The 22,915-nt window shown below is 40.3% G+C and carries 17 protein-coding genes, 32 tRNA genes, 1 other RNA gene and 1 riboswitch; of the genes, 47 read left to right on the top strand and 3 right to left on the bottom strand.

Annotation, left to right across the window (positions count from 1 at the left end; all coding sequences use genetic code 11):
• Positions 1-50: 50 nt before the first annotated feature.
• On the bottom strand, positions 51-209 hold the full coding sequence (locus ACW6OJ_RS02840) for a hypothetical protein (RefSeq protein WP_456095725.1): 159 nt from the start codon (positions 207-209) through the stop codon (positions 51-53).
• Positions 210-686: 477 nt separating this feature from the next.
• Positions 687-2,078, bottom strand: a complete 1,392-nt coding sequence (gene nhaC, locus ACW6OJ_RS02835) for a Na+/H+ antiporter NhaC (RefSeq protein ID WP_456095724.1) — start codon at positions 2,076-2,078, stop codon at positions 687-689.
• Positions 2,079-2,618: 540 nt separating this feature from the next.
• Between nhaC and ffs the strand changes: the two genes are divergently transcribed.
• The 6 genes from ffs to ACW6OJ_RS02805 all read left to right on the top strand — a co-directional run bounded on the left by ffs (position 2,619) and on the right by ACW6OJ_RS02805 (position 7,081).
• Positions 2,619-2,883: signal recognition particle sRNA large type (ffs, locus tag ACW6OJ_RS02830), an RNA gene on the top strand.
• Between the two features lie 60 nt (positions 2,884-2,943).
• The gene (dnaX, locus tag ACW6OJ_RS02825; RefSeq protein ID WP_456095723.1) at positions 2,944-4,620 is read left to right on the top strand and encodes a DNA polymerase III subunit gamma/tau; all 1,677 of its coding nucleotides are present in this window, start codon (positions 2,944-2,946) and stop codon (positions 4,618-4,620) included.
• Positions 4,621-4,683: 63 nt separating this feature from the next.
• The gene (locus ACW6OJ_RS02820) at positions 4,684-5,028 is read left to right on the top strand and encodes a YbaB/EbfC family nucleoid-associated protein (protein ID WP_007789140.1); all 345 of its coding nucleotides are present in this window, start codon (positions 4,684-4,686) and stop codon (positions 5,026-5,028) included.
• Between the two features lie 35 nt (positions 5,029-5,063).
• A complete protein-coding gene (gene recR, locus ACW6OJ_RS02815) occupies positions 5,064-5,663 on the top strand; it encodes a recombination mediator RecR (RefSeq protein ID WP_293430366.1) in 600 nt (199 codons plus the stop codon).
• Positions 5,660-5,935: a hypothetical protein gene (locus tag ACW6OJ_RS02810; protein ID WP_455104326.1), complete on the top strand. Its 276-nt coding sequence runs from the start codon at positions 5,660-5,662 to the stop codon at positions 5,933-5,935. Before recR ends, ACW6OJ_RS02810 begins: the two co-directional genes overlap by 4 nt.
• A gap of 114 nt (positions 5,936-6,049) precedes the next feature.
• A complete protein-coding gene (locus ACW6OJ_RS02805; RefSeq protein ID WP_456095722.1) occupies positions 6,050-7,081 on the top strand; it encodes a cell wall-binding repeat-containing protein in 1,032 nt (343 codons plus the stop codon).
• Positions 7,082-7,590: 509 nt separating this feature from the next.
• Here the strand turns inward: ACW6OJ_RS02805 and ACW6OJ_RS02800 are convergent.
• Complete coding sequence (locus ACW6OJ_RS02800) at positions 7,591-8,904, bottom strand: MGDG synthase family glycosyltransferase (RefSeq protein ID WP_456095721.1); 1,314 nt, start codon at positions 8,902-8,904, stop codon at positions 7,591-7,593.
• A gap of 329 nt (positions 8,905-9,233) precedes the next feature.
• On the opposite strand from ACW6OJ_RS02800, the gene ACW6OJ_RS02795 reads away from it, so the two are divergent.
• The 41 genes from ACW6OJ_RS02795 to thiC all read left to right on the top strand — a co-directional run bounded on the left by ACW6OJ_RS02795 (position 9,234) and on the right by thiC (position 22,335).
• Positions 9,234-9,305 (top strand) — tRNA-Glu (locus tag ACW6OJ_RS02795).
• An 11-nt stretch (positions 9,306-9,316) separates the two neighbouring features.
• Positions 9,317-9,390, top strand: a tRNA-Gly gene (locus ACW6OJ_RS02790).
• 5 nt (positions 9,391-9,395) lie between these two features.
• A tRNA-Val gene (locus ACW6OJ_RS02785) sits at positions 9,396-9,471 on the top strand.
• Positions 9,472-9,479: 8 nt separating this feature from the next.
• Positions 9,480-9,556, top strand: a tRNA-Asp gene (locus ACW6OJ_RS02780).
• A 13-nt stretch (positions 9,557-9,569) separates the two neighbouring features.
• A tRNA-Thr gene (locus tag ACW6OJ_RS02775) sits at positions 9,570-9,644 on the top strand.
• A 3-nt stretch (positions 9,645-9,647) separates the two neighbouring features.
• A tRNA-Tyr gene (locus ACW6OJ_RS02770) sits at positions 9,648-9,732 on the top strand.
• A gap of 19 nt (positions 9,733-9,751) precedes the next feature.
• Positions 9,752-9,835: transfer RNA gene (locus ACW6OJ_RS02765), tRNA-Leu, on the top strand.
• 24 nt (positions 9,836-9,859) lie between these two features.
• Positions 9,860-9,934, top strand: a tRNA-Gly gene (locus ACW6OJ_RS02760).
• Positions 9,935-9,944: 10 nt separating this feature from the next.
• Positions 9,945-10,021: transfer RNA gene (locus ACW6OJ_RS02755), tRNA-Arg, on the top strand.
• Positions 10,022-10,035: 14 nt separating this feature from the next.
• A tRNA-Gln gene (locus ACW6OJ_RS02750) sits at positions 10,036-10,110 on the top strand.
• A 7-nt stretch (positions 10,111-10,117) separates the two neighbouring features.
• Positions 10,118-10,193 (top strand) — tRNA-Lys (locus ACW6OJ_RS02745).
• Positions 10,194-10,224: 31 nt separating this feature from the next.
• Positions 10,225-10,298, top strand: a tRNA-Met gene (locus ACW6OJ_RS02740).
• A gap of 7 nt (positions 10,299-10,305) precedes the next feature.
• Positions 10,306-10,382 (top strand) — tRNA-Ile (locus tag ACW6OJ_RS02735).
• Positions 10,383-10,404: 22 nt separating this feature from the next.
• Positions 10,405-10,481, top strand: a tRNA-Pro gene (locus ACW6OJ_RS02730).
• A 5-nt stretch (positions 10,482-10,486) separates the two neighbouring features.
• Positions 10,487-10,563, top strand: a tRNA-His gene (locus ACW6OJ_RS02725).
• Between the two features lie 15 nt (positions 10,564-10,578).
• A tRNA-Cys gene (locus tag ACW6OJ_RS02720) sits at positions 10,579-10,652 on the top strand.
• An 8-nt stretch (positions 10,653-10,660) separates the two neighbouring features.
• Positions 10,661-10,735: transfer RNA gene (locus ACW6OJ_RS02715), tRNA-Asn, on the top strand.
• A gap of 6 nt (positions 10,736-10,741) precedes the next feature.
• Positions 10,742-10,831 (top strand) — tRNA-Leu (locus ACW6OJ_RS02710).
• Positions 10,832-10,844: 13 nt separating this feature from the next.
• Positions 10,845-10,920 (top strand) — tRNA-Met (locus ACW6OJ_RS02705).
• A 35-nt stretch (positions 10,921-10,955) separates the two neighbouring features.
• Positions 10,956-11,027 (top strand) — tRNA-Glu (locus ACW6OJ_RS02700).
• A gap of 9 nt (positions 11,028-11,036) precedes the next feature.
• Positions 11,037-11,110 (top strand) — tRNA-Gly (locus tag ACW6OJ_RS02695).
• Between the two features lie 5 nt (positions 11,111-11,115).
• Positions 11,116-11,191: transfer RNA gene (locus ACW6OJ_RS02690), tRNA-Val, on the top strand.
• An 8-nt stretch (positions 11,192-11,199) separates the two neighbouring features.
• A tRNA-Asp gene (locus ACW6OJ_RS02685) sits at positions 11,200-11,276 on the top strand.
• A 13-nt stretch (positions 11,277-11,289) separates the two neighbouring features.
• A tRNA-Thr gene (locus ACW6OJ_RS02680) sits at positions 11,290-11,364 on the top strand.
• Positions 11,365-11,367: 3 nt separating this feature from the next.
• Positions 11,368-11,452: transfer RNA gene (locus tag ACW6OJ_RS02675), tRNA-Tyr, on the top strand.
• 19 nt (positions 11,453-11,471) lie between these two features.
• Positions 11,472-11,555, top strand: a tRNA-Leu gene (locus ACW6OJ_RS02670).
• A gap of 94 nt (positions 11,556-11,649) precedes the next feature.
• Positions 11,650-11,725 (top strand) — tRNA-Gln (locus tag ACW6OJ_RS02665).
• A 21-nt stretch (positions 11,726-11,746) separates the two neighbouring features.
• Positions 11,747-11,835: transfer RNA gene (locus tag ACW6OJ_RS02660), tRNA-Ser, on the top strand.
• A gap of 4 nt (positions 11,836-11,839) precedes the next feature.
• Positions 11,840-11,915: transfer RNA gene (locus ACW6OJ_RS02655), tRNA-Phe, on the top strand.
• A gap of 14 nt (positions 11,916-11,929) precedes the next feature.
• Positions 11,930-12,006: transfer RNA gene (locus tag ACW6OJ_RS02650), tRNA-Met, on the top strand.
• Positions 12,007-12,013: 7 nt separating this feature from the next.
• Positions 12,014-12,086, top strand: a tRNA-Lys gene (locus tag ACW6OJ_RS02645).
• Positions 12,087-12,109: 23 nt separating this feature from the next.
• Positions 12,110-12,180, top strand: a tRNA-Cys gene (locus tag ACW6OJ_RS02640).
• 145 nt (positions 12,181-12,325) lie between these two features.
• Positions 12,326-12,694 (top strand): GntR family transcriptional regulator, encoded by a 369-nt coding sequence (locus tag ACW6OJ_RS02635; protein ID WP_293430147.1) that lies wholly within the window; start codon positions 12,326-12,328, stop codon positions 12,692-12,694.
• Positions 12,695-12,697: 3 nt separating this feature from the next.
• A complete protein-coding gene (locus ACW6OJ_RS02630; RefSeq protein WP_456095720.1) occupies positions 12,698-13,426 on the top strand; it encodes an ABC transporter ATP-binding protein in 729 nt (242 codons plus the stop codon).
• Positions 13,420-14,277 carry an ABC transporter ATP-binding protein gene (locus tag ACW6OJ_RS02625; protein WP_314505558.1) on the top strand — a complete coding sequence of 286 codons (858 nt, stop codon included), beginning with the start codon at positions 13,420-13,422 and terminating at the stop codon, positions 14,275-14,277. The genes ACW6OJ_RS02630 and ACW6OJ_RS02625 overlap by 7 nt, the downstream gene beginning before the upstream one ends.
• 391 nt (positions 14,278-14,668) lie before the next feature.
• Entirely contained in the window at positions 14,669-15,052 is a 384-nt protein-coding gene (locus tag ACW6OJ_RS02620; protein WP_293438012.1) for an ArsR/SmtB family transcription factor, read from the top strand.
• A 45-nt stretch (positions 15,053-15,097) separates the two neighbouring features.
• Positions 15,098-17,287 (top strand): heavy metal translocating P-type ATPase, encoded by a 2,190-nt coding sequence (locus ACW6OJ_RS02615; RefSeq protein ID WP_456095719.1) that lies wholly within the window; start codon positions 15,098-15,100, stop codon positions 17,285-17,287.
• A 155-nt stretch (positions 17,288-17,442) separates the two neighbouring features.
• The gene (locus tag ACW6OJ_RS02610) at positions 17,443-18,369 is read left to right on the top strand and encodes an AEC family transporter (RefSeq protein WP_456095718.1); all 927 of its coding nucleotides are present in this window, start codon (positions 17,443-17,445) and stop codon (positions 18,367-18,369) included.
• Positions 18,370-18,439: 70 nt separating this feature from the next.
• A riboswitch (TPP riboswitch) is annotated at positions 18,440-18,545 on the top strand.
• Between the two features lie 72 nt (positions 18,546-18,617).
• The gene (gene thiD, locus ACW6OJ_RS02605) at positions 18,618-19,439 is read left to right on the top strand and encodes a bifunctional hydroxymethylpyrimidine kinase/phosphomethylpyrimidine kinase (protein ID WP_455105517.1); all 822 of its coding nucleotides are present in this window, start codon (positions 18,618-18,620) and stop codon (positions 19,437-19,439) included.
• A 62-nt stretch (positions 19,440-19,501) separates the two neighbouring features.
• Positions 19,502-20,956, top strand: a complete 1,455-nt coding sequence (thiM, locus tag ACW6OJ_RS02600; RefSeq protein WP_456095717.1) for a hydroxyethylthiazole kinase — start codon at positions 19,502-19,504, stop codon at positions 20,954-20,956.
• 74 nt (positions 20,957-21,030) lie between these two features.
• On the top strand, positions 21,031-22,335 hold the full coding sequence (gene thiC / locus ACW6OJ_RS02595) for a phosphomethylpyrimidine synthase ThiC (protein WP_331616462.1): 1,305 nt from the start codon (positions 21,031-21,033) through the stop codon (positions 22,333-22,335).
• The last annotated feature ends 580 nt before the right edge of the window (positions 22,336-22,915 follow it).

Raw genomic sequence — 22,915 nt, 5'->3', positions numbered from 1 at the left:
ATACAACCTGTAAACCATCCGTTGGACGGGTTGTCATGATTCTTTCCTAATTATGTTATATAATATATACTTACTATAGATAAAATAGTGAATAATATTGTCAATATTATTTTTTCATTCTTTATTATAAATGGACTTTTCAAAGAGTTTGGTAACCATATAAATACTGCTATAAGAAAAGCCAAGATAATAATTATTACTCTTAACATAATAAACCCTCCTTACTGAGGCCCTATCCAATAGAACCTTACACTTATCCTTGGTGTGAAATTGATCATTCCACTTATAATGACTCCCCTAGCACGGTCTATATAAACCATTGTTGGTCCTACTATTCTTGTTCATGCTGGATCTGAATATACCGCCATTACAAATTTTATTCTATGTACTAAATCTTTTTTGCGCTTATGATAAACTTTAGTTTTAGTCCATTTTTTTATAAACTCTATTCCCATTTTCATTTTTGCTTACAGTTGTTATTCGACATAGAGCCGATAATACCTGTATAGCCCTCCCTTTTATTTTGTCTAATGTGTAGAGACACTCTTGGAAGATGACTTTGAATACGTCCAGGTGCCAGCCTATCAGCTGGCACCTGGATACATACATATAGAGAAAGGATAAGAGAACTTTAATGGTAGGAAGGTCCTGGGGGCAAACTAAAAAATGGGGCCTTATTTATAGTCCTAAGGAAGGACGTCTGACCTAGTCATAGTAAGGCCAGTAAGTCCAACAATGACAGTAAGTATAAGGCTGGTGTAGCAAAAAATGGCAAAGGGAAGGTAGGCTAGGGTAGCCACTCCTAGCATGCTGGTAGAAAAGGCACCACAAACTCCCCAGGGTACAAGGGGATTTATGACAGTTCCAGAGTCCTCAAGAGTCCTGGACAGATTTTTTGGATGTAGGCCCAATTGGTCGTATATAGGCTTAAAGGTCTTACCTGCCAAGAGGATACTAAGGTATTGCTCGCCCACTATCAGGTTAACACCCAGGGCAGTCGCGACTACACATGTGCTGACACGAGAGGGACTATCCAATACTTGGTTCAAGCTGTTTAGGATGCTTGGTATGATACCTAGGCCGAATAAAAGACCTCCGAGGCTTAGGGCTAAGATTACAATAGTCATGGTGAAGAACATGCTGCTGATACCGCCACGGCTCACCAGGGACCCTATATCTTGACTAAGACCATCCATAGAAAAGCCATCAAAGAAAAATTTGGCTAGTTGGCCCATACTATATGAAGAGTGGAGCTTGCTAATCAAGAGACTAGCTAGGCTAGTGTATATAAGGGTCAAGACGGCAGGTATCCTCTTGATTGAAAGCAGGATTAGGACACCAAAGGCTAGCAGTGAGTAAGGGTGAACTAGGCCAGTAGCTAAAATAGAGGAACGAAAGCTTTCTATCCCATCTAAAGAAGCTGCATCTTGTCCTAGGGACATAAGGGTAAAGGCTATTGCAGAGACTATAAAGGCCGGAATGGTCGTATACATCATATTTTTAATGTGGTCAAATAAGTCAATCCCTACTATACTGGCAGCTATACCTGTGGTATCGGATAGGGGAGACATCTTGTCGCCAAAAAAGGCACCGGATACAATAGCACCAGCTGTAATTGCAGGGTTAAGACCAAAGGCATTTGAAATACTCATAAGGGCAACTCCTAGAGTTGCTACAGTTGTCAAGCTAGATCCTATAGCAATACCAATTATTGCAGTAGCCAAGAAGCTTGATAGGTAAAAGGTCTTAGACGAAATAATATTCAGGCCAAAGTAGATAAGACTGGGTATGGCACCAGATATCATAAGGGCAGTAACCAATATTCCTATAAAGAAAAAAAGGTAAATAGCCCCCATGCTGGTATGAACTGACTCAGCCATACTGTCCTGCATCTTGTCAAACGATATGCCCCTGGCACGTCCATAGACTATAAGGCAAATGAGAGCAAGTAGGATAGGGATATGGGGAACCATATCCCTTATGGCTATCATTGGAAAGCCCAGGATAAAAAATACTATTAAGATGCTAATGACAGCTTCCTTTTTACTTGGTTTTCGATGTTGTACTAAATTAAACATAAATATATCTCCTTGTTTTAAATAGAATATTTGTGTTTTTTATTTTTTGTCGACAAATGAAAATAAAAAACTCCTTACTAGTTTGCACTGTAAGGAGTCGTAAAAAACAAACACATCATTAGAGGCTCCTTGACAAATGCAAATAGAGCCACTAAATCTAATGTGACTCTCTAATAAGTATAATAATAGAAAAGGTTGGCAGAATTATTTTCTATATTTTTGTTTGTAATAGTATTTTTTGATATTTTCATAATGCTTCTCCTTTTCTATATTTTTTATTAATTCTATCATTAAAAAAATACACTGTCAACAAAAAGTTGGAAAAGTTTTCATATAGTCATGACCTACCGATAAGCTAGGTCGGTTAAAGCTAAAATAAAATATTGAATATTTGTCTCGCATATGGTATCATTAGTTATGTCTTGACTAATGTAAGTCAAGCACTTAAAATTTACAAAGGTAAGTTTCATCTTAATGGTTAACGAGATTTAAATGTAGATATGTTAATCAATAATTAAATTAATTTTGGTTATAATTTTGCTGTACTAGACGGGGAGTTAGCGGTGCCCTGTAACTCGCAATCCGCTTTAGCGAGGTTGAATTCCATCCGGAGGCAAGTTACCTGTAATGCAGTCTCGTGCAAGTAGTGTTGATGCATGGGTCCCAAGCAATGGAAGCCCATGAATCCCGTCAGATTCGGAAGAAAGCAGCGGTAAGTGGTCACTTTCATGTGACTTGGGGACGCCTGTGCGGAGCCAACTACACGAGCAACGGTTGTAGGTACTTGTCGAGGGATGGTGTGCAGTTTAAACATATAAATTTACAATCCCATTAATGGGGTTGTTATTTTTTTTGGAGGGACATTATGCACAAGGCCTTGTATAGGGAATATAGACCACTAGTATTTGATGATGTAATCGGTCAGGATCATATCGTCAGGACTCTTAAAAATCAGATAAAAGAAAATAGTATGAGTCATGCCTACCTATTTTGTGGGACTAGGGGTACTGGTAAGACTACTACGGCCAAGATACTGTCTAGGGCAGTGAACTGTCAGGCCGGTGACCAAGACCACCCTTGTAACCAGTGTCCAAGCTGCCAGTCTATTTTGGATTCATCAAACCTAGATGTTATAGAAATAGATGCAGCATCCAACAATAGTGTAGATGATATTAGGGAGTTGAGGGATACTGTTAAGTATACACCAGCTAACTCCAAGTATAAGGTATATATAATAGACGAGGTTCACATGCTATCACAGGGGGCCTTCAGTGCCCTTTTAAAAACCCTGGAGGAACCGCCTTCATATGTTATCTTTATACTGGCAACTACAGAGCCCAACAAGATTCCAGCAACTATCCTATCTAGGTGTCAGAGGTTTGACTTCAAGAGGGTATCTGTAGGTGACCTAATAGATAGGATGAGGAGCATATGCCAGAGTGAGTCTATAGACATAGACGAGGATGCCCTTAGGATAATAGCCAGAAATGGCCAAGGATCAGTCAGGGATTCTCTAAGTATCCTAGACAAGTGCCTATCCTTTGGCGGTAGTAGTCTGACAGGGGACCAGGTTTTAGACCTGCTAGGTGGATCCGATCCAGGTCAATTACTAGAAATGGCCAAGGCCATAATAGATGCGGATGTATGTAGGTCTATGGAGATGATAGAGGACTATTTTATGTGGGGTAAGGACCTAAGGCTCCTAGTTGAGGATATCACAGATTTTTTCAGGTCCTTGATGATGGTCAAAATCTTCGGACAGGCAAGTGACCTAGTTGACTTGACCAAGGACCAAGTCCAGGAAATACTTGGCCTCGCAGGTGGAATAGATACAGAGGAAATTATTAGGATACTAACTATCCTGTCAGACCTATCTGAAAAGCTGAGATTTTCTACAAACCAGAGGATGACCCTGGAAATATATATAATGAAGCTAGCATCGCCAGCTATGGACCAGTCAGACCAGGCCCTGTCAAAGAGGTTGGAAAAGCTAGAAAAGTTGGTTGAAGATGGTAGGATTAGTATAAATGCCAACCTGTCTTCAGACCAGATAAACCAGCTTGCCCAGGCCCAGGCAGCCAACCAGTTACCAGGCCAGGTATATTCTAGTCAGGATCCTGTGACAAAGTCAAGTCTGGACAGCCTTGATAAATTTGATATAATAGACGATGAGGACCTAGCCCTTATAAATGAAAACTGGGACAGGTTCCTAGACCAGATGAAGGCGGATAAGAAGATGCCCCTAAGGGCCTTTTTAATACAAAAGCAGGGTCTAAGATATAAAAATGGCATACTCTATATAATATTGGAAGATAAGTTTGAGTTTGCTATAGAGAGGTTGGAAGAAGAGGCCAACAAGGCCTATATACAGGATACCTTATCCAGGATATGTGGTCTAAAGATTGACCTGAGGTTTATCAAGTTGACTGATATGAAAAATATGAATTTTGACCAGGAAGACCCAGTAGAAGATGAAAAGAGTCCAGAAGAGGTCCTACTTGAGGATGTTCTAGGTGATACCCTAGAAATAAAGGGTGAATAAGGCTTAAGAGAATAATAAGCTGAATATAAATGAAAAAAAGTGTAAATTTAGGAGGAAAAGATAATGGCTAAAAAAGGTGGATTTGGCGGAGGAATGCCGGGTGGAATGAACATGAATAACCTACTTAAGCAGGCTCAAAAGATGCAGGCGGATATGCAGAAGGCCCAAGAGGAGCTAGAAGCCAAGGAGCTAGAAGCTTCTGTAGGTGGTGGAGCAGTAGTTGTAAAGGTAAACGGTAAGAAGGAAGTAGTAGCAATCAACATCAAGCCTGAGGTAGTGGACCCAGATGATATAGAAATGCTAGAGGACCTAGTAATGAGTGCTGTAAACCAGGCCATGAGAGAAATAGATGAGCTACAAAAGTCTCAGATGGGCAAGCTAACAGGTGGTATGAACCTACCTTTCTAGTTGGCTAGTGGGGATTTAGAAGGTGATAGAAGAGTATGGAGAATTATAGCGAGCCGATTGACAGGCTCATAAATGAATTTTCAAAGCTACCAGGCATAGGAAGGAAGACAGCCCAGAGGCTAGCCTTTCACGTTATCAATATGGATATAAAGGATGTAACAGGCCTATCCAAGGCCCTGGTAGATGTTAAAAATGAAATAAAGTATTGTAGTGTCTGCTGTAATATTTCTGATTCAGAGGTATGTCCTATATGCGCCAACAGTCATAGGGACCCGTCCACTATATGTGTAGTTGAGGACCCAAGAGATGTGGCAGCAATGGAGAGAACCAAGGACTACAGTGGTCGTTACCATGTCTTAAATGGGGTTATATCACCTATGGATGGAATTGGACCCGATATGCTAAATATCAAGGAACTGATTTCAAGGCTGGGCGATGGTAGTGTCAAAGAAATAATCATGGCTACAAACCCTACTATTGAGGGAGAGGCCACGGCTATGTATATTTCCAGGCTAGTAAAACCTATGGGGATTAAGGTTACTAGGATAGCCCATGGTCTACCAGTAGGCGGGGACCTAGAGTATGCGGACGATGTGACGATTTCAAAGGCCCTAGAGGGAAGAAGAGAGATATGATGGACCTAGACCAGGAGTTGGAGATAGCACTGGCCTGCTTGGATCAGTATAGCTTGGACCAAGAGAGGGTTAGAAATATGGCTAAGGAATATGATGAAAACAAGGCCCTGGGGCTGGTAGTCAAGAAGAGACACAACCGGACCAAGGCAAGTAAATTAGGCAAGACTTCTAGATACAAGAGGGTCAATGATACCAGTGTATTTAGGAATAATGCTAGAAACTTTCAATTTGATTATGAAGAGGACTACTACGAGCCTCATAGTAAAAAGTAGATTGTACATTTAAAATAGGGTAAAAATGTCGCAATTGTATCAAAAAATCATATTTTAAATATTAAAATATTCTGCCAAAAGCATTGTATTTTATGAAGGAGATTGGAACATAAAATGAAACTAAATCGTACAAAATTAATACTAATGTCTACAATTTTGACAATGTCAATGGTTAGTCTTAGTGATATGTCATTGGCTGATAACAGTAGGAACAATTTTAAAGATGAGAGCAAGGAATTAAACGTAACCAGAATATCAGGTAAAGATAGATACGAGACAGCTGTAAATATTAACCAGCAATTGTTTAGTAGTGACGAATCTATTAAACTAAAATACGTTGTACTGACAAGTGGAGATTCTTTCGCAGATGCGATATCAGGGGGGTTACTTGCGAGCGAATATAATATACCAATAGTGTTTACTTCAAAGGAAAGACTACCAGAAATAACAAATAGCTACCTATCTAACTTATTTATAAATAAGGTTTATATAGTTGGTGGTGAATCATCTATATCAAAAAATATAGAAGATAAACTAGGACAAAGACTTATTAGATTATCTGGACAAAATAGATATGAAACTGCTAGGATGGTAAATTTAGAAATAAAGGATTTAAATTACAAATATATAAATGGTGATTTAGCGGCTGTTTATAATGGATTTAATTTCTCAGATGCAATTGCAGCATCTCCTTTTATTTATAAATATAACAAGGGGAAGGAAACAATGTTACCTCTATATCCACTTACTAAGGATTTAATGAAAGGAAGTTTAGACGGTATTGTTGAAATTGCTTTTGGTGGTAAATCTTCAGTTCCAGATTATCAAGAAAAGATTCGTTTTTCAGGAAGGGATAGATATCAGACAGCAGTTTCTATTGCGAAGGGATTTAAAACGAATTTAAATATAGATATAAACACAATCATTATTACAAATGGAGAAAATTATTCAGATGCTTTAGCATCAACTCCTTTAGCAACAAAAAATAATGCTGCAATTTTACTTACAAAAGCAAATAAATTAAATTCTGACACTAAGGAATATATTAGAAATAACCGTGATATAAAAAACATAATAATAGTGGGCGGAGAAAACTCTGTATCTAAGGATGTAGAAAAAGAATTGAAAGAGATTAGAAGTTTGTAAAAACATCGATAATATTCTAAGATATATGATAAATATAATTGTTTATGAAAAAAATTACGTTAATACTAAATAAATATTTGAAATAGTCAGAAATAATACTTGACAAAAACAGTTTATATTGATATTATTTATATAAAATAAAAAGGTTTTTGTGTATAAAATTTTATAAAGGGTTTTATTAAATTCAGGCTGTATTTAGCTAGTAATATAGTTAAGGATGTGATTTTATGGATATAAAACTTATAGTAATCGCTTGTAGTATTTTAGCAATAGCTACTGATAGACTTATACCCAAAGAACATAGTTTGTATAAAGGGGTAAACTATGCTGTCAGAGGAGTGATTTTGATATTGATTGGAATATACTTATATAATAAATTTTTATATAAGTAAATAAAAAATATTAATAATAAAATTATCTCTTAGTGAGTGGCATTGATATGGGGTGTATTCAGTAAAAAAAATAGCGTTGATAGGGAAAATAAATTCTCTTTCAACGCTATTTTCTATTTATAAGGAGTATGTCGACCAGGCTTTTACTATAGCACTCTTACTGATCATCATGCTGTTTTCTATCTTGGTCAATAGGTTCTGTTTTAAATGTATAGACTGGTAGTCAACATTTGACCTATCAAATATTTCTAGGGCTAGGTCTGCTATATTCTCAGCAGAGTTTAGCTTTTTAATCAGCCTAATATTGTCCTTCATCCTTTCAAGTCTTTCAGGATGGTCAAGTAGGACCTTTATAACAGACTTAATAGAGAACTTTTTAGTAGTTCTTATGGCAACACCACAGTTAGTTAGGAAGTCTAGGTTTTCACCCTCCTGACCAGGGATAAAGTATGGTATGACCATAGGTACATCCTTTAAAAGGGCCTCTGTAGTAGTCAGACCACCTGGCTTAGTGATCAGGATATCTATGGCTGGAAGAATATCGTTCATATTCCTTGTAAAGCCTATTATCTTTATATCAATATTGCCATTATAGTCTTCTATCCTTCTTTCAAGAGACCTCTTTAGGTGGGCATTTCTTCCTGTTACAACTAGGACCTGGAAGGTCCTGTCTATTTGGCAAATATCCTCAAGAGTGCCCTTAATATTACCAGCCCCAAAGCTACCACCCATCAAAAGGATGGTCTTCTTTTCTGGGTCTAGGCCCAATTCTCTAAGAACTAGGTCCCTAGGCCTATTTTCTAGGAAAGACTTTTCTACAGGAATACCAAAAGGCATTACCCTTGATTCTTCTATACCATCCTCTATAAGGAGCTCCTTGACATACTCATCTCCACATATATAGTAGTCTATTTCATTCTGTAGGTAGGCTGAATGGGCTGTATAGTCAGTCAAGACAGATATAAGTGGTGGGAAGTTGTACTCATCTTCATTAGTTTTGGCCACAAATTCTGAGAAGGCATCCTCTAGGTCCTCACCCCTGGCTCCCCTTTTTAGCCTACTTAGGGCTACTAGCGGAAAGGCATGGGTACCTATTATTAGGTCAGGCTCCTCCTCAAGTATCAGTTTTTTAAACTTCCTTGCAAGTATCAAGGCTATAGGATTGCTCTTAAATTCATTTATGGCAAAAAATTTCTTATCAGATAGCTTGTACATGCGTCCATATGCTGATGGGGTATACTTGGCTGATATTTCATAACCATCTGATATCAGCTTGTCCATGGCAGTACTTACTAGCTTGAAACTATCAATAATCTTACATTCTATATTATGACCCTGGTAGGTCCTATTTTCTAATTCTTCAATAATGGCCTTTGCAGCCCTATTGTGGCCCCCTCCAGTAGAGGCGGTCATTATTAATACCTTTTTCATATTAATACCCTCCTTAATTACATAAAAATTATAGACCAAAATAGGAACAAGTAAAAGTACTTTAACGGAAATATAATATATTCTTAAGACAATCTTTATAATTTTAGTCGTAGAGTGTAGATAATAGGCGAACACACTTTTCAGCAAATGAGAAAGTATAGGCTTTTCCAGCGTCTAAGGTTGATTAAAAAGTCATTTTACGAAAAAACTATAGGGATACAAATTTTTCTTGAAAAAGCTATTGACTTTTAAGGGCAATTTTGATATTATAATACTTGTTCAAAACAGTAGTGATTGAAACAAGCCTTGACTAGGCGAGGTCGGCATGCGGCTCATTGGTCAAGTGGTTAAGACTCCGCCCTCTCACGGCGGCAACAGGGGTTCGAATCCCCTATGAGTCATAATTTTATATGCGGGTGTAGCTCAATGGTAGAGTTCTGGCCTTCCAAGCCAGCTGTGAGGGTTCGATCCCCTTCACCCGCTCCAGAAGTGGGAGTATAGCTCAGCTGGGAGAGCATCTGCCTTACAAGCAGGGGGTCACAGGTTCGAGCCCTGTTACTCCCACCAATAAATGCGGCCTGGTAGTTCAGTTGGTTAGAATGCCAGCCTGTCACGCTGGAGGTCGAGGGTTCGAGCCCCTTCCAGGTCGCCATTAATACACATATGCTGGTGTGGCTCAACGGTAGAGCAGCTGACTTGTAATCAGCAGGTTGTAGGTTCGATTCCTATCACCAGCTCCACGTGGAGGATTTCCCGAGCGGCCAAAGGGGGCAGACTGTAAATCTGTTGTCACCGACTTCGGTGGTTCGAATCCACCATCCTCCACCAACAGAATAAACTAAAATGCGCGGATGTGGCGGAATTGGCAGACGCACTAGACTTAGGATCTAGCGCCTTTGGCGTGGGGGTTCGACTCCCTTCATCCGCACCAAGTTTATTTTTTATATTTCAATGAGCGGGAATAGTTCAGCGGTAGAGCGCGACCTTGCCAAGGTCGAAGTCGCGAGTTCGAATCTCGTTTCCCGCTCCAATATAAATGTGGGTGCATAGCTCAGCTGGATAGAGCAACGCCCTTCTAAGGCGTGTGTCCGGGGTTCGAATCCCTGTGCGCTCACCACTTTATATTAATATAGGGGATTCGCCAAGCGGTAAGGCATATGACTCTGACTCATACATTCGGGGGTTCAAATCCCTCATCCCCTGCCAAAATTGTGGACCATTAGCTCAGCTGGGAGAGCACCTGACTCTTAATCAGGGTGTCCAGGGTTCGAGCCCCTGATGGTCCACCATTTTTTGAAATTAAATAAAAATCATTAATATGGCGGTATAGCTTAGTTGGCTAGAGCGTTCGGTTCATACCCGAAAGGTCACAGGTTCGAGTCCCGTTACCGCTACTTATGTGGACCATTAGCTCAGTTGGTTAGAGCGCCCGGCTCATAACCGGTAGGTCCGGGGTTCGAGTCCCTGATGGTCCACCATATTTTTTTAAAATACTATTGCCGAGGTGTAGCGCAGTTTGGTAGCGCACGTGGTTTGGGACCATGGGGCCGGGGGTTCGAGTCCCTTCACCTCGACCATTGTGGTGGGTATAGCTTAGTTGGTTAAAGCGCCAGATTGTGGCTCTGGAGACCGAGAGTTCGAATCTCTTTATCCACCCCAGATAGTATTTTATGAGGCGACATAGCCAAGTGGTAAGGCAGTGGACTGCAACTCCTTGATCTCCAGTTCGAATCTGGATGTCGCCTCCAATTTATATTCCAAGGTAGCTCAATGGTGGAGCAACCGGCTGTTAACCGGTAGGCTGTGGGTTCGAGCCCCACCCTTGGAGCCATGTATTGCCGAAGTGGCGGAACTGGCAGACGCACAGGACTTAAAATCCTGCGAAACTTATACTTTCGTACCGGTTCGATTCCGGTCTTCGGCACCACTTATTACAATATCGCGGGGTGGAGCAGTTGGTAGCTCGTCGGGCTCATAACCCGAAGGTCGAAGGTTCAAGTCCTTCCTCCGCAACCATTAAAAAACTTACAAAAAGTGTGCCAAACTAATATGGCTCCTTGGTCAAGCGGTTAAGACACCGCCCTTTCACGGCGGTAACAGGGGTTCGATTCCCCTAGGAGTCACTTTTATATGCGGGTGTAGCTCAATGGTAGAGTTCTGGCCTTCCAAGCCAGCTGTGAGGGTTCGATCCCCTTCACCCGCTCCAGAAGTGGGAGTATAGCTCAGCTGGGAGAGCATCTGCCTTACAAGCAGGGGGTCACAGGTTCGAGCCCTGTTACTCCCACCAATAAATGCGGCCTGGTAGTTCAGTTGGTTAGAATGCCAGCCTGTCACGCTGGAGGTCGAGGGTTCGAGCCCCTTCCAGGTCGCCATTAATACACATATGCTGGTGTGGCTCAACGGTAGAGCAGCTGACTTGTAATCAGCAGGTTGTAGGTTCGATTCCTATCACCAGCTCCACGTGGAGGATTTCCCGAGCGGCCAAAGGGGGCAGACTGTAAATCTGTTGTCACCGACTTCGGTGGTTCGAATCCACCATCCTCCACCAACAGAATAAACTAAAATGCGCGGATGTGGCGGAATTGGCAGACGCACTAGACTTAGGATCTAGCGCCTTTGGCGTGGGGGTTCGACTCCCTTCATCCGCACCAAGTTTATTTTTGAAATTTATCTGGTATGAACAGATTTAAGAGGGTCAAGATGTGGCCCGTGCAGGGGAGTGTACTGAACGCTCACTATTAATATTGGGGATTAGCCAAGTCGGTAAGGCACATGACTTTGACTCATGCATCCGTGGGTTCGAGTCCCGCATCCCCAGCCAAATATAATTAATAATTTATGTGGAGAGGTGTCCGAGTGGTTTAAGGAGCTGGTCTTGAAAACCAGTGATGTCGTGAGGCACCGTGGGTTCGAATCCCACCCTCTCCGCCACTTTGCCTAGATAGCTCAGTCGGTAGAGCAGGGGACTGAAAATCCCCGTGTCGGTGGTTCGATTCCGCCTCTAGGCACCATAGAGATATAATATGGCGGTATAGCTTAGTTGGCTAGAGCGTTCGGTTCATACCCGAAAGGTCACAGGTTCGAGTCCCGTTACCGCTACCAACAACATGGACCATTAGCTCAGCTGGGAGAGCACCTGACTCTTAATCAGGGTGTCCAGGGTTCGAGCCCCTGATGGTCCATTTTTTTGTACAATTTTATGTATGGCGACATAGCCAAGTGGTAAGGCAGTGGACTGCAACTCCTTGATCTCCAGTTCGAATCTGGATGTCGCCTCTATAGGAAAAACCTAGTTATTCAAAATGAATATCTAGGTTTTTTTACTTTTTTAAAAAAAGTGCTTGACATACTTTATAGAAAGATGTATCATTGTATTAAAGAATTAGTACAACAATACAGTGATACAGAAAGGAGTTTGTATATGGCTTATGTTTTTGACAACAATATACCCCTTTATCTTCAGGTTATAGATATTATCAAAAAGAAGATTGTAGCGGGTGTATATCAGCCAGGCCAGCAGCTAGAGCCTGTAAGAGCCTTGGCAGGTGAATACGAGATTAATCCGAATACTATACAAAGGGCCCTACAGGAGCTAGAAAATCAGAATTTAGTATTTTCCCAGAGGACTAGGGGCAGGTTTGTAACAGATAATTTGGACTTGATTAAGGAAGAGAGGTACAAGATGAGTCAGGTTTTGATAAGAGAATCAATTGAGGCCCTATATTCACTTGGATTTGATAAGGAAGATATAGTGGAAGCGTACAAAAAGATATTATTTGAGGAGGAATAAGAGATGGCTATAAATAAGGAAGAGCTTATAAGCGAAAACACAGTATTATATGTAGACCAGGTAAGAAAATCATATGGAAAAAAGAGAGTTTTGAAAAATATGTCCTTTTCTATAGAAAAGGGAAAAATAGTTGGCTTCTTAGGACCAAACGGGTGTGGTAAGACGACACTTGTAAAATTGATAAATGGTCTAATGCCAGTAACAGATGGTGTAATCCTGGTTGGGGGCAAGAAGATTGGTAAGGAAACAAAGGCCATGGTTTCCTACCTACCAGAAAGAACCTACCTTAATAATTGGATGAAGGTCAAGGATATTTTGGACTTCTTTGAGGACCTATTTGAAGACTTCGATAGACAGAGGGCAGAGCAGATGTTCAGCGATATGAAGATAGGCTTAAATGAAAAGCTGAAAAACCTGTCAAAGGGTACAAAGGAAAAGGTTCAGTTGGTTTTGGTTATGTCTAGGCAGGCAGACCTATATATCTTGGATGAGCCTATAGCTGGTGTTGACCCAGCTGCTAGGTCGTATATTATGAAGACAATTTTGACAAACTTGCCAGAGGAAAGCAGTCTTCTGATAGTTACACACCTGATCAGTGACATTGAGACAATATGTGATGAGGTTATCTTTGTAAATGACGGTAGTGTTGTACTACACGAGGAAACAGAGGTCTTGAGAGAAAAGTATGGCAAGTCTATAGATGCTATTTTTAGGGAGGAATTTAGATGTTAAGAAAGTTAGTAAAATATGAGTTAAAGTCAATATACAAGTTCTTTTTTGTCTTGTATGCAATTATAATAGCTGCTTCAATTACCTTTATTAGTACTATAAAGACATCCAGTGATGCTCTTGAGGTTTTAGGTTTCAGCTCTGGCCTACTGTGCATGTTTGGCATGATAGCGCTTAGTGTTGGTCTTTTGGTATTTACAATTACTAGGTTTAACCGCTCCCTATTAGGGGATGAGGGCTATCTAATGTTTACAATACCTACATCTACCCATAATATTATTTGGTCAAAGGCCATAGCTATTTTAATATTTAATTTATTATCAGTATTTGTGGTAGTCCTTGTAATGATATTGATAGCATACTTTATTGGTGATTTTAATTTTAGTAATGTAGACGAAGGTTTTATTGAGGTTGTTAATATGGCATTTAAGAAGCCTGGTACATACCTAGTTATAGTCCTAGCTATTGTACACATTTTAGTTTCAATAATATCTTCTACAATGCTGATATATGCATCGATTTCGTTCGGTCAGATGCCAGCATTTAAGAAGCATAAGAACATATCAGCTATAGGCTTCTTTGTTGTATTCTCTATAGTATCAGAGTATATAATGACAAAGCTTGGATACGCAGGACTTGATGCGATGTTTTCATCCTTCAATGCTAGATACTACAACCTACTTCAGAGTGTTGACCAGACAAATATTAGCCAGACAATGAATGACGTAATTGAAATAGCTACCCAGTATTCATCGCATTTCTTACTTTCATTCTTGGGCTTGTCTTTGATTGTATTGGCAGTAGAGTACATCATCACTTACTATATATTAGACAAGAAGCTAAACCTAGACTAGGAAGCTTGAGAGTATATGCAGTGACCCAGTAGAAACTATAACTTTTCTTAAAAACCAAGTATATAGAGCATGCAAGGGTCTTAGTAATATAGAAAGGCAAGATAGATATAGATATAATAATGTAAGGGCAAAGAAAGAAGTAAGTATAGAACAAAAATAATAAGGGGACTAGTTGATAGGAGTGTAAAAGCTCCTAAGACTAGTCCCTTTGTAGCTACATTCTACACTTAAATACAAAAAAATCAAAAAAACTCTTTACATATAGGAAGCAAGGGTTTATAATTATATAAAACAAACATATGAATAGTTGTTCATATGTTTGTTTTGAAATAGGATTTGAAACTAGGATATTATAAATAAAGATAAGTCCCAGGCTTAAAAGGAGGACAAGATGCCAGTTAAGAAGTTGACAGATGATAATATAGAGCTATGCCAAGAGTACTTTCTGCATGAGGATAGGCTTGAAGACGCAAGGGAAGGCAGTCCAACAGAGGAAATGGTATATGATTTGGTAGAGCTATTTAAGGTATTTGGAGATGTTACTAGGGTGAAGATAATATACGCCCTTTTGGAAAGTGAGATGTGTGTATGTGATATAGCAAGTCTACTTGATATGACTCAGTCTGCTATATCTCACCAGTTAAGGGTCTTGAAAAAGGCTAGGCTGGTCAAGCTTAGGAAGGAAGGCAAGACAGTTTTTTATTCGCTAGACGACCAACATATAGACAAGATATTTAGCTTTGGTCTAGACCATATAAAGGAAATGTACTATTAGTGATTATTTTATTTTTTGAAATATTAGGAATGGAAGGTGTTAGTTATGACTAGAGTAGAAGTTACAATGGGGGGCCTAAATTGTGCCAACTGCGCAGGGATTATAGAGGAAAAGGTCAAGGCCAGGAAGGAGATAGATAGGGCCAACCTAAACTTTATAAATAAGAAGTTGACTGTAGATATAGGCGATGGATATGACCAGGACCAGGTGGTCGACCAGTTGATAAGTATAATCGACGATACAGAGCCAGGCTTGGATATAAGCCTAAAGCTGGCAGGAAGAACCGTGACTGCCGAAGACTTTAGGGCAGGTCTAAGCGACCAGACCGACAAGGACCATATAGAGGATGACAAGTCAGAACGCGGACATGAGCATAAAGAATCAAATAGCTTTTTGATAGCAGCAATTATACTATATGCTGTAGCCATGATAGGTAATAGGCTTGGACTTCCATATCCGGCTTATCTGGCATTTTTAGCCGCCGCCTATATATTGTCTGGTAAGGATGTTATCCTGGCAGCAGTCAGAAATATAATAAAGGGTAATGCCTTGGATGAAAACTTTCTGATGACTGTTGCCACTTCAGGTGCGGCAGCCATAGGTGAATATCCTGAGGCTGTAGGTGTTATGCTATTCTATGGTGTGGGTGAAGCCTTAGAGGAATTGGCCGTAGGTAGGTCTAGAAGGAATATAGAGGCCTTGATGGATATAGCCCCACAGGTGGCCAACCTTATAGTTGACGGACAGGTAGTTGAGGTAAGACCAGAAGAGGTCAAGGTCGGTGACAGACTTCTAGTCAAGGTTGGAGAGAGGGTTCCTCTTGATGGCCTTATAGTCAAGGGACAAAGCAGGCTCGATACATCTGCCATTACAGGTGAATCGGTTCTTAGGTCAGCCAGAGAGGGCGATGAGGTATTGTCAGGTGTCATCAATAAGGAGGCACTTATAGAGATAGAGGTAACAAAGTTATACCAGGATTCTACTGTGGCTAGAATCTTGGATATGGTGGAAAATGCCAGCGCCAATAAGTCTAATACAGAGAACTTTATCAGTGTATTTGCCAAGTACTATACACCTATAGTCGTGGGTCTTGCTATAGCCATTATGCTATTGCCACCCCTTGTTGGGGGCCAGGATTTTAAAACTTGGCTGTATAGAGGTTTAATTTTCTTGGTAGTGTCCTGTCCATGTGCCTTGGTATTATCTATACCTTTGACTTATTTCTCAGGTATAGGGCTTGCATCTTCAAAGGGTATCTTGGTCAAGGGTAGTAACTACCTTGATGCCCTGATATCACTTAAGACTATAGTTTTTGATAAGACAGGAACTCTTACAGAGGGAGTATTCAAGGTAATTAATATAAATAGGGCCGAAGGAGTGGATGAAAAGGACCTAATGGTATATGCTTGTATAGCGGAATCTTCATCTAACCACCCTATCGCCAAGTCTATACTTGCTTGGTGCCAAGAGGCTGGCCTAGTCAGGGACCTAGACAAGACTAGTCTAACTTCATACCAGGAAATACCAGCCCAGGGAATTAAGTTAGTTTACCAGGGACAGGAAATCCTAGCTGGTAATGCCAGGCTAATGGAAGCGGAAAATATAGATTATAGGGAAGTGAAAAATTCTTCGACAAAGGTATATATTGCAGTAGATTCGATATACAAGGGCTGTGTAGAAATAGCTGACCAGCTAAGACCAGGCATCAAGGCTGCCCTTGCAGACCTAAAGGGCTTGGGTGTAGAAAATTTGGTTATGCTGACAGGTGACAGTGAAGATGTAGCAAAAGAACTTTCAGACGACCTAGGACTTACCAGCTACAAGGCAAATCTCCTTCCTAACCAAAAGGTGGAAATAGTTGAGGACCTGATGAAGGATATGCCAGACCAGGCCAAACTTGCCTTTATAGGTGATGGTATAAATGATGCTCCGGTAATAGCCAGGGCAGATGTGGGCTTGTCTATGGGCGGCATAGGATCTGATGCTGCAATAGAGGCCTCAGATATAGTAATAATGACAGATGAAATGGCCAAGCTACCAACGGCTATAAGGATATCTAGGATGACCAAGAAGATAGCATGGCAAAATATAATCCTTGCCATAGGAATAAAGATATTAGTCATGGTATTGGGTACTCTTGGTATAGCGAATATGTGGATGGCAATTTTTGCAGATGTTGGTGTAGCAGTCTTAGCGGTAATCAACTCCCTAAGGGTACTGGTCTACAAACCATAATAGAAAATTAAATATTCTCCTCTCTTCAGCTAATTATATAAGCCTATAAAAACTAAAAAACTTAAACATATAATTATTTTGGTTTTTAGCTAGATATATTTAAAGCAATATGTTATACTACTATGGTGATTTTACGAGAAGAGAGGAGATTTTTTTTGCAAGTTGTTTTTACTAATGTTCTGATATTATTTATGCTCCTATTTTTGGGCTACCTAATAGGTATAAAGAAGATAGTTGCACATTCATCTATCAATGATCTTACAAATCTGGTAGTGGACGTGAGTATGCCGTGTACAATCGCCCTATCAATGGTTAGACCCTTTGATGCTAGGTTATTGGGTGATGCTATAAAGGTAATGGTGGCAATTTTAATATTCCAGCTAGTCCTATCTGGCCTAGCCTATTATGCTACTAAAATTTTGAAAGTAAATCCTAGCAAGTCAGGTAGCTGGATATTCGCTCTGGTATTTTCTAATAATGCCTTTGTTGGATACCCTCTTATGTATGCCCTATATGGCAAAGATGGTCTTTTCCTTATGGCCATGGGTAATGTAGTACAGAATGTCTTAATATTTTCTTTAGGTATAAAGCTTATAACCTTAAACTACAACCTGAAGGACCACATAAGGCTTAGGCATATAATCTTCACTAAGCAGAATATAGCTGTAGTAGTAGGTATGTTTATATTCTTTCTACAAATACCAATACCAAAGCCTGTCCTTACTCTAGTAACATATGTTGCCAACCTAACAGTTCCGCTATCAATGATGGTAGTTGGTATGTCCCTATCAAGGTATGATGTTAGGAATATGTTCACAGACAAGGAGGCCTACAGGTTGACGATAATCAGGATGGTTTTGCTACCCCTTGTGATGGTAGTTATATTTAAGGTTCTGGGAATAAATGTAAACCAAAACCTACCATTGGCAATATTGTTCTTCACAGCAGCCTTGCCTGCGCCAGCCTTTACCACTATAATGGCTGAGAGATATAATACTAGTATAGAATTTTCGTCAAAGTGTGTTTTCTTGACGACTGTACTCAGCATATTGACTGTGCCTATACTGGCAGGATTGTTATAATATAAACTAAGTAATTATTTAAACTTTTATTGTCAGGAGCTAGGCTTTGTGATATTATAGGTTTAGAAAATTAAATAAGAAGGGGAGCTGATAAATCGGCTGAGAAAAGGATGTGAGCCTTGACCCTAGAACCTGATTTGGATAATGCCAACGTAGGAAGAATATATAATAGGATTATTAAGCATGTACCAAAGGGTGCATGTTTTTTTATTTCCTGGAAACTTAATAATTGTTCAGGAGGGATTGAAATGAAGAAAGTTCTGACCATTGCTGGCTCAGACTCTAGTGGAGGGGCTGGCATTCAAACCGATCTGAAAACATTTGCAGCCATAGGAGTATATGGTATGTCAGCCATTACTGCTATAACCGCCCAAAACACCTTGGGTGTCAAGAGGGTAGAAAGGGTTTCTGCATCAATGGTTAAGGACCAAATAAGGGCCGTATTTGAGGATATAGAGGTGGATGCAGTCAAGATAGGTATGCTGTCAGAAATCGATATTATAGAAGCTGTGAGGGATTGCATGGACATATACAGGCCACCCTTTGTGGTCTTAGACCCTGTAATGGTATCGACATCAGGCTTTGACCTGCTTAATAGTCAGGCCAAGAGGGCCTTGCTAGAAGGCCTAATACCACTTGTAGACTTGATTACACCCAATCTGGCAGAAGCTGCCTGCATATTAAACCTTATAGGTAGAGGGGGGCTTCTGATAGACTCCTGTGAAAGTATGGAAGAGGCTGGTAGGCTAATCTCGGGACATACCGGAAAGAATGTCCTGGTAAAAGGGGGGCATCTCTTAGACAGACCTTGCGATGTTTTAGTTACGGCCGATGCTAGGGTATACAGGTATGATCACCAAAGAATAGAAACAAAAAATACTCATGGGACAGGATGTACACTTTCGTCAGCCATAGCAGCCAATGTGGCCAAGGGGTATGGCCTAGAAGAGTCTGTATATAGGGCCAAGGATTTTATAAGCATGGCCATAGAAAACTCCTTAGACATAGGAAGGGGATGTGGGCCTACAAATCCGATGGGAGAAATATACAGAAGTCTGGGTATGGTTTGAGACCAAGGTTTGGTTTGTATAAGGCAAGAGATTAAAAATGAATTAGCAGGGAGGTGCTGAATTTGAATAAGGAAAGCTTGATAGAGGACCTATGTGAGGCCATTGTAAAGCTAAGGGAGAAAAAGCCCCTAATAGAGCAGGTGACAAATTACGTAACAATCAATGATTGTGCCAATGTGACCCTGGCTATTGGGGCATCGCCAGTAATGGGGGATGGATTTGAAGAGGTCGACCAGATGACTAGAATTTCAGATGCCCTTGTATTAAATTATGGGATTATAAATGGGGCATCCCTTAAAACTATGATAAAGGCTGGAAAGACTGCAAATGACCACAATATAGGCATAGTTTTAGACCCTGTTGGGGTAGGGGCAACACAGTTTAGAAATGAGGCAATAGTAGACCTTCTAGCAGAGGTACAGCCTACTATCATAAAGGGTAATGCCTCGGAAATAATGTCTCTTTCAGGTATGGATACCAAGTCCAAGGGAGTAGATTCCAGTGCAGATAGTCTAGAGGCCATAGATGCTGCTCTTAGGGTTGCAAGAGACCATAGGTGTGTATGTGCTGTGACTGGAAGGATAGACATTATTACTGATGGTAGATATATTATAAAGATTCATAATGAATCTGACTTGCTATCATATATTACAGGCACAGGTTGTATGATTACATCCCTGGCAGGCAGCTTTTTAGGAGGGGGTGCTAGCCCTCTAGTGAGTGCAGTTGGTGGAATCCTGGCCATGTCCATAGCGGGTGAAGAGGCAGCTGTCAGAGAAAGTGAAGAAAATAATGGAATTGCTAGCTATAGGGAAGATGTAATGAACAACATATATAAGTTCAACCAATACTCCATTAGAGACCTAGCCAAGATAGAGGTAGAAAAGGTAGAGTACAAGTATCCTATTTACCTGGTAACAGATGAAAAGGCCTGTAAGGGCAAGGACTTTTATAAATCAGTTGAGGCCAGCATCATGGGTGGTGCAAGGATAGTCCAGCTTAGGGAAAAGGATATGGATACTAGGGACTTTTACGAGAGGGCCCTCAGGCTAAAAGAAATCTGCCACAAGCACGGAGTTGATTTTGTGATTAATGACAGGTTAGATATAGCCCTGGCAGTAGATGCTGATGGGGTCCACCTGGGCCAGTCGGATATGACAATTCAGATGGCCAAGAAGATCATAGGTCATAAGAAGATAGTAGGCATATCTGCCAAAAATATGGAAGAGGCCCTAGAGGCCCAAAAGTATGGGGCAGACTATATAGGGGTTGGGGCAATTTTTGCAACAGATACCAAGAAGGACTCAGGGCTTGTAGATTTAGATACTATAAGAGAGATGACAGATAAAATCCACATACCAGTTTTGGCCATAGGGGGAATTGGTCTGGGCAAGGTAGACTACCTAAGGGGCACAGGTATAGATGGTATATGCGCCATATCAGATATACTTGGGGCGGATGATCCTGAAGCAAGGACCAGAGTCCTATTAGAGGAGTTTAGGTCTATAGGCATTTAGACCCTTTACAAGATTGATAATGAGTAAATAATTTAACCTATATTAATATAGAAGAAAGAGGAGAAAAACAAATTATGTATAAGACACAGATGGAAGCAGCAAAAAAGGGCATACTAACTGACCAGATGAAGAGGGTGGCTCAAAAGGAGTATATGGATCCACAGTTATTGATGGAGAGGGTAGCCCAGGGTAAGATAGCCATACCCGCAAATGTAAACCACAAGAGCCTATTAGCAGAGGGTGTAGGACTTGGTCTTAGCACTAAGATAAATGTAAATCTTGGTATATCAAGAGACTGTCCAGATGTAGACAAGGAGTTGGAAAAGGTAAAGAAGGCAATAGATATGAAGGCTGAAGCAATCATGGACCTATCTTCATTCGGTAAGACAGAGGAGTTCAGGAAGAAGCTGATAGCCATGTCATCTGCCATGATAGGTACAGTGCCTGTTTACGATGCAATTGGCTTCTATGACAAAGAGCTAAAGGACATAACAGCGGATGAATTTCTTGATGTAGTTAGGAAGCATGCTAAGGATGGTGTAGACTTTGTAACTATCCACGCTGGTATGAACAGGGAGGCCATGAAGGTATTTAAGAGAAATAAGAGAATCACAAATATAGTATCTAGGGGTGGGTCTCTAATGTATGCATGGATGGAATTAAATGATGCAGAAAATCCATTCTATGAAAGGTATGATGAGCTACTTGAAATATGTCAGGAATACGACTTGACCTTGAGTCTAGGCGATGCCCTAAGGCCAGGCTGTATAGATGATGCCACAGATGCCTGCCAGATAAAGGAGTTGACTACTTTAGGTGAATTGACATTAAGGGCCTGGGACAAGAATGTCCAAGTAATGATAGAGGGTCCTGGCCATATGGCAATAGATGAAATTGAGGCCAATGTAAAGTTAGAAAAAAGGCTTTGTCATGAAGCTCCATTCTATGTACTTGGTCCTATCGTTACAGATGTTGCACCTGGTTATGACCACATTACATCTGCCATTGGAGGAGCCATTGCTGCAGCTGCCGGCGTTGACTTCCTATGCTATGTAACTCCGGCTGAACACCTTAGACTACCTGACCTTGATGACATGAAGGAGGGTATAATAGCCACTAAGATAGCTGCCCATGCTGCAGACATCGCAAAAAAAATACCTCATGCAAGAGACTGGGACAACAAGATGGCCAAGGCAAGGGCTGATATAGACTGGGAGGCCATGTTTGACCTGGCTATGGATGGAGAAAAGGCGAGAAAGTATAGGGCTGAATCTACACCAGAGCATCATGATACTTGTACTATGTGTGGAAAGATGTGCTCCATGAGAACTATGAAGAAGATAATGTCAGGTGAGGACCTAAATATACTTAGGGACTAAAAACAAACACGTAATTAGGAAGATTAGTAGCTAAGAACGGCCTATAATTAAATAGGCTAGTGATTAATAGTAGGTCTAGAATGAAGCAAATTAGTGACTAATAGTAAACAAATAAACTAGTATAATATTTAGCCAATTGTATTATATATAAAAAAGAGACTGGCCGTAACTGACCTCCAAGAGTAGAACACCAAGAATCAATTATTTGGAGGTAGGTTAAATGAGGCGGTCTCTTTTTATGTTTATAGCTCCTATATTAATGACCAGAAAAGGGAGGAAAAGTAGGAATATAGCTAATTCGTACGGCTTGTTCAAATCAAAGCTAGCTTTTTTGAAAGAATTTAAAAAACTTTTAAATATGTGTTGACAAGTAATTCTAAAAGTGTTATTATTAATGAGTCGTCAAAAACGACACAATGAACTTTGAAAATTGAACAGCAGGTTAATTCAATGAGTCCTTTTAGGACAATTGATTAATCGTTTAAACCATGTAAGACAAACTTACTTGATTTAAACCACAAACAAACCAAGCCAGATATTTTAGAGATAACAATAGTCTGAGCGCAGTAACAAATTTTTT

Source organism: Peptostreptococcus sp. (genome assembly GCF_977045075.1).
The sequence above is the reverse complement of the archived record's forward strand: the minus strand, read 5'-3'. Positions and strand labels throughout refer to the sequence as shown.

Excerpts from the sequence above, each read along its gene's own strand:
- ACW6OJ_RS02625 (WP_314505558.1), top strand. The coding sequence starts at position 13,420 with ATGTTAAGAAAGTTAGTAAAATATGAGTTAAAGTCAATATACAAGTTC.
- thiD (WP_455105517.1), top strand. The coding sequence starts at position 18,618 with ATGAAGAAAGTTCTGACCATTGCTGGCTCAGACTCTAGTGGAGGGGCT.
- ACW6OJ_RS02800 (WP_456095721.1), bottom strand. The coding sequence starts at position 8,904 with ATGAAAAAGGTATTAATAATGACCGCCTCTACTGGAGGGGGCCACAAT.
- ACW6OJ_RS02810 (WP_455104326.1), top strand. The coding sequence starts at position 5,660 with ATGATGGACCTAGACCAGGAGTTGGAGATAGCACTGGCCTGCTTGGAT.
- ACW6OJ_RS02635 (WP_293430147.1), top strand. The coding sequence starts at position 12,326 with ATGGCTTATGTTTTTGACAACAATATACCCCTTTATCTTCAGGTTATA.
- ACW6OJ_RS02630 (WP_456095720.1), top strand. The coding sequence starts at position 12,698 with ATGGCTATAAATAAGGAAGAGCTTATAAGCGAAAACACAGTATTATAT.
- nhaC (WP_456095724.1), bottom strand. The coding sequence starts at position 2,078 with ATGTTTAATTTAGTACAACATCGAAAACCAAGTAAAAAGGAAGCTGTC.
- ACW6OJ_RS02820 (WP_007789140.1), top strand. The coding sequence starts at position 4,684 with ATGGCTAAAAAAGGTGGATTTGGCGGAGGAATGCCGGGTGGAATGAAC.
- ACW6OJ_RS02805 (WP_456095722.1), top strand. The coding sequence starts at position 6,050 with ATGAAACTAAATCGTACAAAATTAATACTAATGTCTACAATTTTGACA.
- dnaX (WP_456095723.1), top strand. The coding sequence starts at position 2,944 with ATGCACAAGGCCTTGTATAGGGAATATAGACCACTAGTATTTGATGAT.
- ACW6OJ_RS02615 (WP_456095719.1), top strand. The coding sequence starts at position 15,098 with ATGACTAGAGTAGAAGTTACAATGGGGGGCCTAAATTGTGCCAACTGC.
- ACW6OJ_RS02840 (WP_456095725.1), bottom strand. The coding sequence starts at position 209 with ATGTTAAGAGTAATAATTATTATCTTGGCTTTTCTTATAGCAGTATTT.
- ACW6OJ_RS02620 (WP_293438012.1), top strand. The coding sequence starts at position 14,669 with ATGCCAGTTAAGAAGTTGACAGATGATAATATAGAGCTATGCCAAGAG.
- thiC (WP_331616462.1), top strand. The coding sequence starts at position 21,031 with ATGTATAAGACACAGATGGAAGCAGCAAAAAAGGGCATACTAACTGAC.
- recR (WP_293430366.1), top strand. The coding sequence starts at position 5,064 with ATGGAGAATTATAGCGAGCCGATTGACAGGCTCATAAATGAATTTTCA.